Genomic DNA, 15443 nt, shown 5'->3' with positions numbered 1-15443 from the left:
GGGCGGTTTTGCCGCCCTTTTTCCTTCTGCGTTATCCCCTTAATTTCCCACGTAAAATAACCATTCTCCACTAACTTTAGTTTCAAAAGCGGTGCTTTTTGCTGCTTAACGCGCCCTGGTTCGCATTTCTGAGGGAGAACGCTTTTCCCACAGGCTAAGAAGAGTACACTGCGCGCGATCGTGCATCCGCCCGACAGCGTTCGACGGGGTTTGTGCGACACCTATAACTATTCGCCTGTGCAGTACCAAACGACTTAAGGAGCAGTCACATGCGCGTTACCGGCCTGACTTCGCAAGATCTTGCCGCTTTGGGCATCGAGGGCACCACGGAAGTGGTCCACAACCCCGATTTCGATACGCTGTTTACCGAAGAACTTCGCCCAGAACTGGAAGGTTATGCGCGCGGCATCCTGACGCAAAGCGGCGCAGTCGCGGTCGATACCGGCATCTTCACCGGACGATCGCCCAAAGACAAATATATTGTCCGCGATGAAACCACACGCGACACGCTGTGGTGGAACGATCGCGGAACCGGCAAAAACGACAACCAGCCGCTGTCGCCAGAAACCTGGCAGCAGCTGAAAACCTGCGTCACAAAGCAGCTCTCGGGCAAACGTCTGTTTGTGGTTGACGCCTTTTGCGGTGCCAACGCCGATTCGCGCCTCAGTGTTCGCTTTGTTACTGAAGTGGCCTGGCAGGCGCACTTCGTCAAAAATATGTTTATTCAGCCGAGCGAGAGCGAACTGGCGGAATTCAAACCTGACTTCGTGGTGCTGAACGGCGCGAAATGCACGAACCCTGACTGGCAAGCGCAGGGTCTGCACTCAGAAAACTTTGTGGCGTTTAACCTGACCGAAGGGATGCAGCTGATTGGCGGCACCTGGTACGGTGGCGAAATGAAGAAAGGCCTGTTTGCGGTCATGAACTACCTGCTGCCGCTGCGCGGCATTGCCTCGATGCACTGTTCGGCCAACGTCGGCAAAGCAGGCGATGTGGCGGTGTTTTTTGGCCTCTCCGGCACCGGCAAAACCACACTCTCTACCGATCCAGAGCGTCAGCTGATTGGCGACGACGAGCACGGCTGGGACGATGACGGCGTCTTCAACTTTGAAGGCGGCTGCTACGCCAAAACGATCAAACTCTCTGAGCAGGCCGAGCCGGAAATCTACCGCGCTATCCGCCGTAATGCGCTGCTGGAAAATGTGGTGGTGCGTGAAGATGGTAGCGTTGATTACGACGACGACAGCAAAACCGAGAACACCCGTGTCTCTTACCCGATCGATCATATCGACAATATTGTGCGTCCGGTGTCAAAAGCGGGCCATGCGAAGAAGGTCATTTTTCTTACCGCAGACGCCTTCGGCGTGCTGCCGCCGGTATCGCGCCTGACGCCGGAACAGACACAGTATCACTTCCTCTCGGGTTTCACGGCCAAGCTGGCGGGCACCGAGCGCGGCGTCACGGCCCCCACCCCCACCTTCTCTGCCTGCTTTGGCGCGGCGTTTCTGACGCTGCACCCGACGCAGTATGCGGAAGTTCTGGTGAAGCGGATGCAGGCGGCGGGCGCGCAGGCTTACCTGGTTAACACCGGCTGGAACGGCAGCGGTAAACGTATTTCGCTGAAAGATACGCGTGCGATCATCAACGCGATTCTGGCGGGTGAGCTGGACAACGCTGAAACAGAAACGCTGCCAGTCTTTAACCTGCAGGTGCCGACGGTGCTGGGTCAGCTCGACGCCGCGACGCTCGATCCACGTCGCAGCTGGGAGAGCGAAGAGAAGTGGCAGGAAGCCGCACGCGATCTGGCACAGCGTTTTATTACCAACTTTGAGAAGTATACCGATAACGCGGCAGGTGCCGCGCTGGTGCAGGCCGGCCCGGTACTCTGAATCACAGGGCGCGGCACACGCCGCGCCCTGCTGTTAACTCTGCGCTACGCTGACAGCCGTTGAGGGCTCGGCCAGCGGCAGCCAGGCGCGAATACGTAATCCTCCGCGCTCGCTCTCTCCAATCTCCAGCGATCCCTGATGCGCATCAATAATACGCTGCACAATCGCCAGTCCGAGGCCCGTTCCGCTGGTACTGCGCGCGCTGTCACCGCGTACAAAGGGTTGCAGAAGATGCGCCAGCTGTTCCGGCTTAATTCCAGGACCGTCATCCTCAACCTGAAACCAGGCGCGATGCAGCTCGCGGCCGCTACTTACCTTGATCCAGCCGTTGCCGTAGCGTGCGGCGTTAACCACCAGGTTGGCGACTGCGCGCTTGATCGACAGCGGGTTGATATTCAGTATCAGCTCTTCGGGCATGACGGCATTCTCAATCTCGCGCTCGTAGCCGCTTTCGGCCGCCACGACCTCTCCCAGAACGCTATTGATATCGGCGCGCTCCGTCTGAATCTCCTGACCGGTACGCAGATAATCGATGAACTGCTCAATAATGGCGTTGCACTCTTCGATATCTTTGTTGATCGATTCGGCGAGGTAGCCATCCTCTTCGCCCATCATCTCCGTTGCCAGACGGATGCGCGTCAGTGGGGTACGCAGATCGTGACTGACGCCTGCCATCAGTAGCGTTCGGTCATCCGCCAGTTGCTTGACGCCCGAGGCCATCTGGTTAAAGGCACGCGTCACCGATCGCACCTCCGACGCGCCATATTCGCGCAGCGGCGGCGGAATGATGCCCTTGCCCACCTGTATCGCCGCATGTTCAAGATCCACCAGCGGTCGGTTCTGGATGCGAATAAAGAGCCACGCGCCGCCGATTGCCAGCAGCATGATCGCCAGCGTATAACGGAAAAGCGGCGAGAAGTCGCCCTGATGAATTTCAGTCAGCGGAACGCGAACCCAGATATCGGGTGACAGCCAGGTTTTCAGCCAGACGACGGGCGAGTTTTTGTTGACCTCAACGCGCACATCGGTCGGACCACCCAGCTGCTGCCCCATCTGTTCGCTAAGGAATTCATAGTGCTGCGCCCAGCGCAACCCGCTCTCTTCAGCCGCCGCGTTGGTATACAGGGAGATGCCCAGCTCGCGGTAAATTTCGCGACGAAACGCAGGCGGTACCTCCAGCTGCGTACCATCTTCCAGCTGTAGCCGGTCGGTCATCAACATGCGCACTTCATATGCCAGCACTTTATTAAACTGCTGCAGGCTGGGAAGAATGGCAAAGTTAAGCACCACCAGGTAGGTCGTCACCAGGCTGACAAACAGCAGGGTAACGATCAATAACAGGGTGCGGGCGAATGAACTGCGAGGCGAGAAGCGCAGTCGCCTCATGCTTTAGAACCGTCCGGAACGAATACGTAGCCTAAACCCCATACCGTCTGGATATAACGTGGGTGTGCCGGATCCTCTTCTACCATGCGGCGCAGGCGTGAGATCTGGACGTCAATGGAACGCTCCATGGCGCTGTATTCGCGGCCACGTGCCAGGTTCATCAGCTTATCGCGCGACAGGGGCTCACGAGGATGGCTGACCAGCGCTTTCAGTACCGCAAATTCACCGCTGGTAAGCGGCATCGGCTCATCCTCACGAAACATTTCACGCGTGCCGAGGTTCAGCTTGAATTTGCCGAAGGCGATGACTGCCTCTTCCTGCGAGGGTGCCCCTGGCAGCTCATTCGCCTGACGACGCAGTACTGCGCGGATACGCGCCAGCAGCTCACGCGGGTTAAAAGGTTTTGGAATATAGTCATCGGCACCGATCTCCAGCCCGACAATACGATCCACCTCTTCTCCCTTCGCCGTCACCATAATGATCGGCATCGGGTTGCTCTGGCTACGCAGGCGACGGCAAATTGACAGGCCATCTTCGCCGGGCAGCATCAGATCCAGCACCATCAGATGGAAAGATTCACGGGTCAGCAGACGATCCATCTGCTCGGCATTGGCGACACTGCGCACCTGAAAGCCCTGCTCGGTGAGATAACGTTCCAGCAGCGCACGCAAACGCATGTCGTCATCAACGACCAGAATTTTGTAGTTCTCTTGCATTTTCTACTCCCAAAGGCGCGATTGCCTGAGCCGATATTGTTAAAAAAGTTGCCTGCCTGCGACAGTCATTAATGGTTTATATTCTAGCCGAAATTGTTACAAAGCATATTAAACAGGAGCTTATCTTTAATTTTGCCGCTGTGTTAATAACAATGCCGTGCCGTTAGTCCGGCTTAAAAACGATCCGGCAAATCTGAAAGTCAGCCTTTTTTTCTGCTAAACGTCGGCAGTAAAAACTGTCCAGCCATTAATCAAACCGGCAAATCAACCAGTTAACCTGCAATTTGGCTTAAGCGCTATCGGTTGGGGTCCGCCCCCATGCAGGCAGAGCGCCGCGCCATCGCGCAACAGCATAAAACTCCAGCAACAATTCGCCCTGCCGCAGGCTTCTCTCGGATTAGCGCCATTTCCATCACGATTAAGTCCATTTAAAAATAAAACACGTCAAATCAATCAGTAAAGCTACCTTTCCGCGCTTTGTGAATTGCACCACACTGCTTGCACACGCTTCACTACAGAGATGGCAATAATGAAAAAAACGTTGTTAGTGCTGGGTGCGCTGGCCACCCTGAGTCTTAATCCTGCCTGGGCTGCGACCGCAACCGGCGAGGCCGCGGGTGCGCAGGCGTCGACTACCGCGCAGGGTAACTCTAACGCAATTGGCGTAGGTGCGGTTGCCGCGCTGCTGGGTATCGCCCTGGCGACCGCTGGCGGCGGTGATAAAGGCACCTCATCCTCGACCACGACCGCTACCGTGGCGGGAAAATAACGATTCCATCTGCTCTCCCTTTTTTGTACCTGCCCGTTTCGCCGCCGGGGAAGTCAACATCAGGTTTTCACCGTTGAAAACCTGTTCCCCGACTCTTTTTTGCCGCGCCTGCTTTGTTTTACACTGCCTGTTTCTCCCCTTCTGAGTCGATACGCATGAAAACCCGACTGATTACCCGCGAAGGCTTTAACAAGCTGAAAGCCGAACTCGACTATCTCTGGCGCGAAGAGCGTCCCGAAGTCACGAAAAAAGTGACCTGGGCGGCCAGCCTCGGCGATCGCAGCGAAAACGCCGATTACCAGTACAACAAAAAACGCCTGCGCGAAATCGATCGCCGCGTCCGCTATCTGACAAAAAGTCTGGAGTCGCTGCGCATCGTTGACTATTCACCGCAGCAGGATGGCAAAGTCTTTTTCGGGGCCTGGGTGGAAGTCGAGAATGATGAGGGTGAGGTAAAACGCTTCCGCATCGTTGGCTACGACGAGATCTTTGGCCGAAAAGATTACATCTCTATTGACTCGCCGATGGCGCGCGCGCTGCTGAAAAAAGAGGCTGGCGATGCGGCCACCGTTGAGACGCCAGCGGGCCCGGCGCTCTGGTACATCAATGAAATTACCTACCCCGATGCCTGATTCAGAATATCGCTTAAAGCCACCCCCATCGCTGGCAATTTCACCTTTCAATCCGTATAACTGTCCCCTGTTTTTTTAACCCTGTAAGCAAGACAGAATCGATGATGAAAGATCTCAGCCACATTATTGCCAGTGAGCTGCAGGCGCGTGCGGAGCAAGTAGAAGCTGCCGTGCGCCTGCTGGACGAAGGGAACACCGTGCCGTTTATCGCACGCTATCGTAAAGAGGTAACCGGCGGCCTGGACGATACTCAGCTGCGTCAGCTTGAGACGCGCCTGGGCTACCTGCGCGAACTTGAAGATCGCCGTCAGTCGATTCTGAAGTCTATTGATGAGCAGGGAAAACTGACCAGCGAACTGGCCAGCGCCATCACCACCACCCTCAGCAAAACCGAACTCGAAGACCTCTACCTGCCCTATAAACCCAAACGCCGCACCCGGGGTCAGATCGCCATTGAAGCGGGTCTGGAGCCGCTTGCCAATACGCTGTGGCAGGATGCGTCACAGGATCCTGAGCAGCTGGCCGCCCGGTATGTGGATGCCGATAAAGGCGTTGCCGACGTGCGTGCTGCGCTGGACGGCGCGCGCTATATCCTGATGGAGCGCTTCGCCGAGGATGCGGCGCTGCTGGCAAAAGTGCGCGACTACCTGTGGAAAAACGCGCATCTGGTTTCGCGCGTGGTGGAAGGTAAAGAGCAGGAAGGGGCGAAGTTCCGTGACTACTTTGATCATCACGAAGCATTGAGCAGCGTGCCGTCGCACCGCGCGCTGGCTATGCTGCGCGGCCGCAATGAGGGCGTGCTTCAGCTCTCGCTGAACGCCGATCCGCAGTTTGACGAGCCGCCGCGCGAAAGCTATGGCGAAACGCTGATCGCTGAACACCTCAATTTGCGTCTGAATGGTGCACCGGCCGATAACTGGCGCAAAGCGGTTGTAAGCTGGACCTGGCGCATCAAGGTCATGCTGCACCTCGAGACCGAGCTGATGGGCACGGTACGCGAGCGGGCGGAAGATGAAGCTATCAACGTTTTCGCCCGTAACCTGCACGATCTGCTGATGGCGGCCCCGGCGGGGATGCGCGCCACAATGGGCCTCGATCCCGGCCTGCGTACCGGCGTGAAAGTTGCGGTGGTGGACGCCACCGGTAAGCTGGTTGCCACCGATACCATTTATCCTCACACCGGCCAGGCGGCAAAAGCTGCCACCGTGGTGGCGGCCCTGTGCGCAAAATACCAGGTTGAGCTGGTCGCGATTGGCAACGGTACCGCCTCACGCGAGACCGAGCGTTTCTTCCTCGACGTGCAGAAACAGTATCCGCAGATCACCGCGCAAAAAGTGATTGTCAGCGAAGCTGGTGCGTCAGTTTATTCCGCCTCTGAGCTGGCGGCGCTGGAGTTTCCGAACCTTGACGTCTCGCTGCGCGGCGCGGTCTCTATCGCCCGTCGTTTGCAGGACCCGCTGGCGGAGCTGGTAAAAATCGATCCCAAATCGATTGGCGTGGGTCAGTACCAGCATGACGTCAGCCAGAGCCAGCTGGCGAAGAAGCTGGACGCGGTCGTTGAGGATTGTGTTAACGCTGTCGGCGTGGATCTCAATACCGCCTCGGTTCCGCTGCTGACCCGCGTGGCCGGCCTGACGCGCATGATGGCGCAGAACATTGTCAGCTGGCGTGACGAAAATGGTCGCTTCAATAACCGCCAGCAGCTGCTGAAAGTCAGCCGCCTCGGCCCGAAAGCCTTTGAGCAGTGTGCGGGCTTCCTGCGTATCAACCACGGCGATAACCCGCTGGATGCCTCAACGGTGCACCCGGAAGCCTATCCGGTGGTGGAACGCATTCTGGCCGCCACCGAACAGGCACTGAGCGATTTGATGGGTAACCCCTCTGCCTTGCGCAGCGTGAAGGCGGTCGATTTTACCGACGAGCGCTTCGGCCTGCCAACCGTGACTGACATCATCAAAGAGCTGGAAAAACCTGGCCGCGATCCGCGCCCGGAGTTTAAAACCGCGCAGTTTGCCGAAGGCGTGGAAACCATGAACGACTTGATGCCGGGCATGGTGCTGGAGGGTGCGGTGACTAACGTGACCAACTTCGGCGCTTTCGTTGATATTGGCGTCCATCAGGATGGCCTGGTGCACATCTCTTCGCTGTCAGATAAGTTTGTTGAAGATCCACATCAGGTGGTTAAAGCGGGCGATATCGTGAAGGTGAAAGTGCTGGATGTCGATCTGCCGCGCAAACGTATCGCGCTGACCATGCGTCTGGATGAACAGCCTGGCGACAGCAACGCACGCAGCAGCAGTAACGGCAGTGGCCGCAGTGTACCGCGCGACACGGCCCGTCCAGCGGGCGGGGCAAAAGCTCGTCCGCGCCAGACCAGTCAGCCGGCAGGCAACAGCGCTATGGGTGACGCGCTGGCTGCGGCCTTTGGTAAGAAACGCTAAGATCTGCGCGCCCTGCTTATTCGTGGCCGGGCGCGCGTAATCCCTCACTAAAGTTGAAAATCCCCTTCTAAACGCTACGCTGAAAACACGCCTGCATAAAAATAACCCGGGACGTGGCACCCAACTCGCGATGGAAACGATCACTGCGCTGCTCGATAAAATCTATGCCGATACCTTTCCTCAGGGGGCGCGTGAGCGTTTGCTCAGTCACATTGCCGCCGCGCGCGACGCCATTAAACTGCCACGCAAAGCACACTGGGACGAGCGGGACGTGGTGCTGATCACCTACGCCGATCAGTTCCGTGAGCCTGCATGCCCTACGCTGCAAAGCTTTTCCCGTTTCTACCAGCAGCATCTGCAATCCACCTTTTCGCTGGTACACCTGCTTCCCTTTTTTCCTTACTCGTCTGACGACGGCTTTTCCGTTATTGATTACCATCAGGTCAATCCGCTGTGCGGCGAATGGTCAGATGTCGCCCGGCTGCACCAGGAAACGCGCCTGATGTTCGACTTTGTCTGCAACCATATGTCTTCGCACAGCGCCTGGTTTAAACACTATCTGGCGCTCGATGCTGGCTGGGACGATTTTTTTATCAGCATGCCGCCCGCGACCGATTTAAGTGGTGTCACGCGGCCGCGTACCTCCCCATTACTGACGCCGTTTGAAATGGCAAACGGCGAGATGCGCTTTATCTGGACCACCTTTAGTGCCGATCAAATCGACCTTAACTTCGGCAACCCGGAAGTGCTAATCCGCATGGTGGACGTGCTGCTCGACTACCTGCAAAAGGGAGCCGACTATGTTCGCCTTGATGCGGTTGGCTATATGTGGAAAACACCCGGCACGCGCTGCATCCATCTGGAAAAAACCCACCTGCTGGTGAAGCTGTTTCGCGCCATTGCCGATACGGTTGCGCCCGGCACGGTGATCCTCACCGAAACCAACGTGCCGCATAAAGATAATGTCAGCTACTTCGGCGACGGCCACGATGAGGCGCAGATGGTTTATCAGTTTTCGCTGCCGCCGCTGGTGCTACACGCGATCCATTCCGGCTCAGGACGCGCACTGCGCCAGTGGGCAGCGGCTCTTGAGCCGGGCAACGGCGGGACCACCTTTTTTAATTTTCTCGCCTCACACGACGGTATCGGGCTGAACCCGGCGCGCGGCATACTTTCTGAGGTGGAGATCGTGGCGCTGGTGCGTGATCTGGCGCTGGAAGGGGCGCTGGTCTCCTATAAAAACAATCCAGATGGCACCACCAGTCCGTATGAGATCAACGTGACTTATCTCGATGCCCTGAATCGGCAGGATGACAGCGACGACACGCGTCTGCGCCGCTTCCTGCTGGCACACGCCATATTACTGGCGTTTCCGGGCGTGCCCGCCATCTACATCCAGAGTATTCTTGGGTCACGCAATGACTATGAAGGCGTTAAAGCCGCAGGTCACAACCGCGCCATTAACCGGCAAAAATTTGATTTAAAAGAGATAGAAGAGGCGCTGGCAGAGGGCGACACGCTGCGCCACGCGATCTACACCCGCCTCAGTCAGCTGATCCAGCTACGTACGCGCCAGTCCGCCTTTCACCCCGATAATCCCATGATGCTGTTCGACAGCGATAATGCATTGCTGGTTTTAAAGCGCTATGCGCCGCAGGATGCGAGTCATGGTCTGCTGTGCGTGTTTAATCTGAGTGCAAAAACCGTTCTGGCTACGCTGCCAGAGGCGCGGCTTTTTCAGGATGTCATTACAGAGGAGAAAATAGATGGCACCCAGCCTGTGTCGCTGGATGCCTGGCAATTTGTCTGGCTGCGCAGCTGATTATTTATAAACGTCCGCGGTGGCGCTGAACTTGCCGTGTTCACGGCCAGCGATCACCAGGAAGTATTTACCGCCTTTTTCATCAGCCATTTTGGAAAGTTCGCGTTTGGCGTCCATTGGCGAGGTGGTTTCCGCCGTGGTATTCACCGTACCGATCTTCTCAAGGTTCATCTTTTGCACTTCTTCTTTGGTTACTTCTTTAGCGGCGAACGCTGAGAATGACACCGCGCCCATCACCATTGAAGCCACAACCCATTTCATCACCTTCATTACAGTACCCCTCATTCATTTCCGTTATGTGAGATGTAAGCAGACGCTGAACGCGTCAGGCGAGATGGAACGGCATTATCCTCTCCCTGGACAATTCACATCCTAAGCGACCATGCTTACCTTAAAAGTATTGTCGCAGAAAGGGAAAATCGCCAGCCCTGCGTCACGTTTAACCACAAAACTCCTGACTGAAATCAAGAATATGCTGGCAAAAGACTTCAGGATGCGAAATGAAAGGCGCATGTGCCGCCTTCTCTATGACCACAGAAGGTGATGCGGGCAGCGCCTCATCCAGCCAGGCAGCGATACGGCGCGGCACCAACCCATCCAGCGCGCCATACAGCCGTAAAAATGGCAGTTTGACAGTCGGCAGGCGATCGCGCAGATCAACATCGCGCAGGATCGCCAGCCCGCCATCCAGTACCTCAACCGGCGGCACCGGCTGCGCCAGCACTACCTCTTTCAGGCGGCGCGCATCCTGTCGCGCGCGCTCAGTCCCCAGCGTTTGCAACGCGAGAAAACGTTCCACGGTGCGCTGAAAGTCACTGTTAAGCTGCGCACGGAAGGTGTCTAAGGTTTCTGGTTTGATGCCAGGCCACGTCTCACAGGCAGTAAAACAGGGCGATGAGGCGACGCTGATTAATCCCGCCACCTGTTGCGGTACGCGTAGCGCCAGCTCGGTCGCCACCAGACCGCCGAGCGACCAGCCGAGCAGCAGCGCGCGCGGCGGCAGATGAGGCAGCAGCCGCTGCGCCATTTCTGGCAGTGAAAGCGCACCCGGCTGCTGGCTGCGGCCGTAGCCCGGCAGGTCCACCAGGTGCAGACGAAAATGCGGGCTGAGTCGCGGCACGATGCTTTGCCACACTTCCGCGTTCAGTCCCCATCCGTGTAGCAGCACAAGATCAATATTGCCTTCTCCACAGGTGTGCCAGTAAAGCGAGGTCATCAGTTACTATCCCGAAAGATGAAAAGGAGGTCGCTATGCTATCAATGCCTGCCCTCTGTTGGCTATGCCGACTGCCGCTAAGCGTTGCCGCGCACGGGTTATGCAGCGTCTGCCTGCGTACCTTGCCAGCGCTTCCCGTTCTCTGTCCTCGCTGCGGCCTGCCCGCCGCCTCCGCGCGGATATCATGCGGACGCTGCCTGCGCGCGCCTCCCCACTGGCAGGCCCTGATTTGTGTTAGCGACTATCAGCCACCGCTGCGTCGCTGGGTGCATCAGCTAAAGTTTTATCGCATTACCGCACTCAGGGTGATGCTGGCGCGTCTGCTTTTGCTAAGCTGGCTGGACGCTCATCGCAGGCGTGGGCTGGTGCGGCCAGATTTACTGCTTTGCGTGCCACTGCATAAGGTGCGCGCCTGCCAGCGCGGCTACAATCAGGCTGCGTTACTTGCGAAACCGCTGGCGCGCTGGCTCGGCTGTGAATTCCACGAGGGCCTGCACCGCAGGCGGCATAATGCGCTCCAGCACCGGCTCAGCGCCTCGCAGCGTCGCCGCAACGTGTGTGGCGCCTTCCGCCTTGAAATCGACGTGCGCGGACGCCATATCGCCTTGATTGATGATGTGGTGACAACGGGCCATACCGCTGGGGAAATCAGCCGCATTTTGCTGGCGCACGGCGCGGCCAGCGTACAAATCTGGTGCCTTTGCCGTACCTTGTAGAGCGTCGGTGATGGGCGTATTATAACCAACTAAATTAGTCAACTATTGAGCAATTGCCATGATCCGGATTACAGACTCTGCCCAGGAGCACTTCTCTAAACTGCTGTCAAAACAGGAAGATGGCACCCAGATTCGCGTATTCGTCATTAACCCAGGTACGCCAACCGCCGAGTGCGGCGTCTCTTACTGCCCGCCAGACGCGGTAGAAGCCACAGACACCGAACTGAAGTTTGAGAAGCTGTCGGCATACGTTGACGAGCTGAGCGCACCTTACCTTGAAGACGCGGAAATCGACTTTGTCACCGATAACCTCGGCTCACAGCTGACGCTGAAAGCACCAAACGCCAAAATGCGCAAGGTCTCTGACGATGCGCCGCTGACTGAGCGCGTTGAATACCTGTTACAGGCGCAGATCAACCCGCAGCTCGCGGGTCACGGCGGTCGCGTGTCGCTGATGGAGATCACCGACGACGGCTACGCTGTCCTGCAGTTTGGCGGCGGCTGTAACGGCTGCTCCATGATCGACGTGACGCTGAAAGACGGTATCGAAAAAGAGCTGCTGGCTGCTTTCCCTGACCTGAAAGGCGTGCGCGATCTTACCGAGCACCAGCGCGGTGAGCACTCTTACTACTAATCTCTCCACGCGCGCCAGTCGCTGACTGGCGTGCGTAAGCTGTTAATCGCCTTTTCGCGTCTGATTCACCGCTTTCAGCAGCTTGATTACCGCTTTATCCGCAAAGATAGCGTCCAGTGGCTGTGCCAGCTTGCGCCGCCAGTTGGGGTATTGATCGACGGTGCCCGGCACGTTAACCGGGGTGGTCATGCCGATCCAGTCTTCAGGTTGCAGTCCCAGCAGCGCGCTGCCGGTTGCCGCCAGAAACTTATGCATCGCCAGATTCAGCGCGGGCGTCATCTCCAGCTTATCCGCCTGCCGCGCGCTGCGTGCGGGCATGGCACCCGCCAGATGCAGCGCATCCAGCAGGGCCTGCTTCTGCTTCGCGCGCTGCTCATGCAGCGACTGCAACACCTCTTTGTCAGGATAGAGTTTAAGCTTCTCACCGAGCGCAAAATCTCCGGCGTTCCAGAAACCGCTGAGCGTCGGTAAATCGTGCGTGCTGGCGCTGGCAATTGACTGACGCGGATAGTTGCCCGGCTGACGATAGCTGCCGTCGCGCTGCTGCTCGAACCACATCACTTTCCAGGAAAAAACGCCGCTGGCACGCAGCAGTCCGATAATCTCTGGAGGCACGGTTCCAAGATCCTCACCAATAACCATGCAGCGGTGACGCTGGCTCTCCAGCGCCAGAATCCCCAGCAAATCCTGCACCGGATAGCTGACGTAGGCGCCTTTGTCCGCCGTTTCCCCTTTAGGCACCCACCATAATCGCAGCAGCGCCATGACGTGGTCGATGCGCAGCGCGCCGCAGTCACGCATATTGGCGCGCAGCATGTCGATAAAAGGCTGGTAGCCACGCGCGCGCATCACATGCGGATCCATCGGTGGCAGTCCCCAGTTTTGCCCCAGCGGACCCAGGCGATCCGGCGGGGCACCCACCGAGGCGTCCAGGCGATACAGCTCCGGATCGTGCCAGGTTTCTGCGCTGCCTTCGGCAACACCCACGGCCAGGTCGCGGTAGAGCCCCACCGTCATGTTCAATGCCTGGCTGTGCGCCCAGCACTGGGCGAATTGTGTTTGCGCCAGCCACTGTAACCACTGCCAGAAGCGGATCTCCTCTTCATGCGTCTCACACCACTGCTTTACCTCCGGCGACTGGCTGTTGCGCCAGCCTTCCGGCCAGGCAGGCCAGCCCCATGCCCGATCGTCATCAGCGCGACGTTCCGCCTGCACGCCGTCATAGGCGGCCTGGTAGCGCAGGCTGTCACCGCCGTCGCGTATAAATGCTGCAAACGCCTGCCGCTGCGCATCATCCTCTGCGCGCTGGCTGAATTGCGCCCACGCATGGCGTAAAGCGGCGAGCTTTAGCGTCATGACCGCCGCATAATCGACAAATTCGCTGTCGCGCGCTTTTGCCAGTGCGCGCTGGGTTTTTGCGGTCTTCCACCATTTTTGCGCCGCCGCGCTCTGCTGGAAATCTTCCAGCTGCGCCACGTTGATATAGATAATATTGAGCCAGCGCCGGGAGGAGGGACTATAGGGGCTGGCGAAATCAGGTGTGGCAGGATAGAGCGCATGGAGCGGGTTCAGTCCGACAAAGTCACCGCCCTGCCGTGCCACCTGCTCCAGCAGCAGCTGCAGGTCGCCAAAATCACCAATGCCCCAGTTACTGGCCGAGCGCACGGTATAAAGCTGCACCAGCGCCCCCCAGCGCTTCTCCCCGTTACGTAGCGGAGCGGGTAGCCAGCAGCGGCGCGGCGTCAGAATAATGCGCGTGTGCCACTGCTGTTTTCCTTTGCTCAGCGTTAACTGGTGGTAACCGTGGCCAAGCGGTGAAGGCAGTTTAAAAGGTTCACCCGCCTGAAGCTCGCCGCTAAACTCGCGGCCCTTTTCACTGCGCAACTGCCACTGATAAAGGCCGCGTCCGACAGGATCAAGCTGTCGCGCCGCCGCGCCACTGATAACCTGCACCGGCGGCAGCGGTGCGCCTTTTTCTTTACTGATATTGCCCATCACTGCCAGTAGCGCGGTTTTGGTCTCGTCGCTGATGGCTTCTGGCTCGCCTTTGGCGTTGGTGTAGGTCAGGGAAATTCCGGCGGCTACTGCCGCGCGATCCAGTGCGCTCTCTTTCATGCTCTCCCCTTAGCGTCTCGGTCCAGAACGGTGGATTTGCCATCTCTTCTCTGCCTGACGGAGGCAAACAGAGCATTAAGTAAAGACGGCAGTGGGGAAAAAATCGACAGGAAACAAAGAAAAAGGATGAGGATGTTGTGCCCGCAGGAGGCGACAGACGCTAAAGCGCCAGCCGCGCCGCAGCGTATCAGGCCAGCATGATACGCTGGCCTGGAGGGAACTATTCACGCATCAGGTACTCAGGCGGGTGGCTCAGGCCGATAAGCACGGGGCGTTGATTGCGCCCAGCCCTGGCGCTCGCTCAGGTACCGGGCGGGTTACGTCAGCAAAGCTCGAGCTGCACCTCATGCTGCTCAATCACTTTCATAATGCTGGCGGGTGGCTGTTTATCAGTATAAAGCTGATCAATAAGCCCCATATTGCCCAGATTGACCATCGCATTGCGGCCAAACTTTGAATGGTCCACCACCAGCATCACGCAGCGCGAATTTTCGATAATAGCGCGCTTGGTGCGCACTTCGTGGTAATCAAACTCCAGCAGTGAACCGTCCATATCGATGCCGCTAATGCCGAGAATGCCAAAATCGAGGCGGAACTGGGAGATAAAATCGAGCGTCGCCTCACCCATGATACCGCCATCGCGCGTGCGCACCTCGCCGCCCGCAATAATCAGCCGAAAATCAGGTTTACTCATCAACAGCGTCGCCACGTTGATGTTGTTGGTTACGACGCGAAGATTTTTATGGTTCAGCAGCGCGTGCGCCACCGCCTCTGGCGTGGTGCCGATATCGATAAACAGCGTCGCGCCATCGGGGATTTCGCTGGCGACGCGCTCAGCGATACGCGCCTTTTCCGCCGACCACATCATCTTGCGTTCCTGCCAGGCTGTATTTTCAGAGCTGGAAGGCAGAGCTGCACCACCATGATGACGCTGGATTTTATTCTGATCGGCGAGATCGTTAAGATCGCGACGAATGGTTTGCGGGCTGACGTCAAAATGCTCAACCAGCTCTTCCGTGCTGACATATCCCTGACGCCGGACCAGATCGATAATGGCGTCATGACGTTGCGTCTGCTTCACATTACACTCCTGTTTTCTTTTTTATT

13 protein-coding genes are annotated in these 15443 nt (G+C 57.6%); 7 read left to right on the top strand and 6 right to left on the bottom strand.

Annotated elements, in window-relative coordinates:
• Nucleotides 1-269 precede the first annotated feature (269 nt).
• On the top strand, nt 270-1889 hold the full coding sequence (gene pckA, locus HP564_RS15565; protein ID WP_371244533.1) for a phosphoenolpyruvate carboxykinase (ATP): 1620 nt from the start codon (nt 270-272) through the stop codon (nt 1887-1889).
• Between the two features lie 33 nt (nt 1890-1922).
• On the opposite strand, the gene envZ is transcribed toward pckA, so the two are convergent.
• Together envZ and ompR are read right to left on the bottom strand one after the other, a co-directional pair.
• The gene (gene envZ / locus HP564_RS15560) at nt 1923-3275 is read right to left on the bottom strand and encodes a two-component system sensor histidine kinase EnvZ (RefSeq protein WP_371244531.1); all 1353 of its coding nucleotides are present in this window, start codon (nt 3273-3275) and stop codon (nt 1923-1925) included.
• Complete coding sequence (gene ompR / locus HP564_RS15555; RefSeq protein ID WP_001157751.1) at nt 3272-3991, bottom strand: two-component system response regulator OmpR; 720 nt, start codon at nt 3989-3991, stop codon at nt 3272-3274. The genes envZ and ompR overlap by 4 nt, the downstream gene beginning before the upstream one ends.
• A gap of 529 nt (nt 3992-4520) precedes the next feature.
• On the opposite strand from ompR, the gene yjbE reads away from it, so the two are divergent.
• The 4 genes from yjbE to HP564_RS15535 all read left to right on the top strand — a co-directional run bounded on the left by yjbE (nt 4521) and on the right by HP564_RS15535 (nt 9655).
• Nucleotides 4521-4760, top strand: coding sequence for an exopolysaccharide production protein YjbE (gene yjbE, locus HP564_RS15550; RefSeq protein WP_371244529.1), 240 nt, complete (start codon nt 4521-4523; stop codon nt 4758-4760).
• Between the two features lie 155 nt (nt 4761-4915).
• Nucleotides 4916-5392, top strand: a complete 477-nt coding sequence (gene greB / locus HP564_RS15545; RefSeq protein ID WP_371244527.1) for a transcription elongation factor GreB — start codon at nt 4916-4918, stop codon at nt 5390-5392.
• 101 nt (nt 5393-5493) lie between these two features.
• Nucleotides 5494-7833 (top strand): Tex family protein, encoded by a 2340-nt coding sequence (locus tag HP564_RS15540; RefSeq protein WP_371244525.1) that lies wholly within the window; start codon nt 5494-5496, stop codon nt 7831-7833.
• 130 nt (nt 7834-7963) lie between these two features.
• Entirely contained in the window at nt 7964-9655 is a 1692-nt protein-coding gene (locus HP564_RS15535; RefSeq protein ID WP_371244523.1) for an alpha-amylase family glycosyl hydrolase, read from the top strand.
• Here HP564_RS15535 and HP564_RS15530 read toward each other — a convergent pair whose 3' ends face one another.
• Both HP564_RS15530 and bioH read right to left on the bottom strand, forming a co-directional pair.
• A complete protein-coding gene (locus HP564_RS15530; RefSeq protein WP_371244521.1) occupies nt 9656-9925 on the bottom strand; it encodes a DUF1471 domain-containing protein in 270 nt (89 codons plus the stop codon). It abuts the gene before it with no gap.
• 169 nt (nt 9926-10094) lie between these two features.
• Entirely contained in the window at nt 10095-10871 is a 777-nt protein-coding gene (bioH, locus tag HP564_RS15525) for a pimeloyl-ACP methyl ester esterase BioH (protein WP_371244519.1), read from the bottom strand.
• Between the two features lie 35 nt (nt 10872-10906).
• On the opposite strand from bioH, the gene gntX reads away from it, so the two are divergent.
• Together gntX and nfuA are read left to right on the top strand one after the other, a co-directional pair.
• Nucleotides 10907-11587 (top strand): DNA utilization protein GntX, encoded by a 681-nt coding sequence (gntX, locus tag HP564_RS15520; protein WP_371244517.1) that lies wholly within the window; start codon nt 10907-10909, stop codon nt 11585-11587.
• Between the two features lie 58 nt (nt 11588-11645).
• Nucleotides 11646-12221, top strand: a complete 576-nt coding sequence (gene nfuA / locus HP564_RS15515; protein ID WP_371244515.1) for a Fe-S biogenesis protein NfuA — start codon at nt 11646-11648, stop codon at nt 12219-12221.
• Nucleotides 12222-12263: 42 nt separating this feature from the next.
• On the opposite strand, the gene malQ is transcribed toward nfuA, so the two are convergent.
• Both malQ and HP564_RS15505 read right to left on the bottom strand, forming a co-directional pair.
• Nucleotides 12264-14336: a 4-alpha-glucanotransferase gene (gene malQ / locus HP564_RS15510; protein ID WP_371244513.1), complete on the bottom strand. Its 2073-nt coding sequence runs from the start codon at nt 14334-14336 to the stop codon at nt 12264-12266.
• A gap of 322 nt (nt 14337-14658) precedes the next feature.
• A complete protein-coding gene (locus HP564_RS15505) occupies nt 14659-15417 on the bottom strand; it encodes a DeoR/GlpR family transcriptional regulator (RefSeq protein ID WP_123800639.1) in 759 nt (252 codons plus the stop codon).
• Nucleotides 15418-15443 lie beyond the last annotated feature (26 nt).

The sequence above is a fragment of the Pantoea sp. KPR_PJ genome (assembly GCF_041386365.1).
Taxonomy (GTDB): domain Bacteria; phylum Pseudomonadota; class Gammaproteobacteria; order Enterobacterales; family Enterobacteriaceae; genus Pantoea.
Note: the sequence above shows the minus strand (reverse complement) of the source record. Positions and strands in the feature narration are given on the sequence as shown.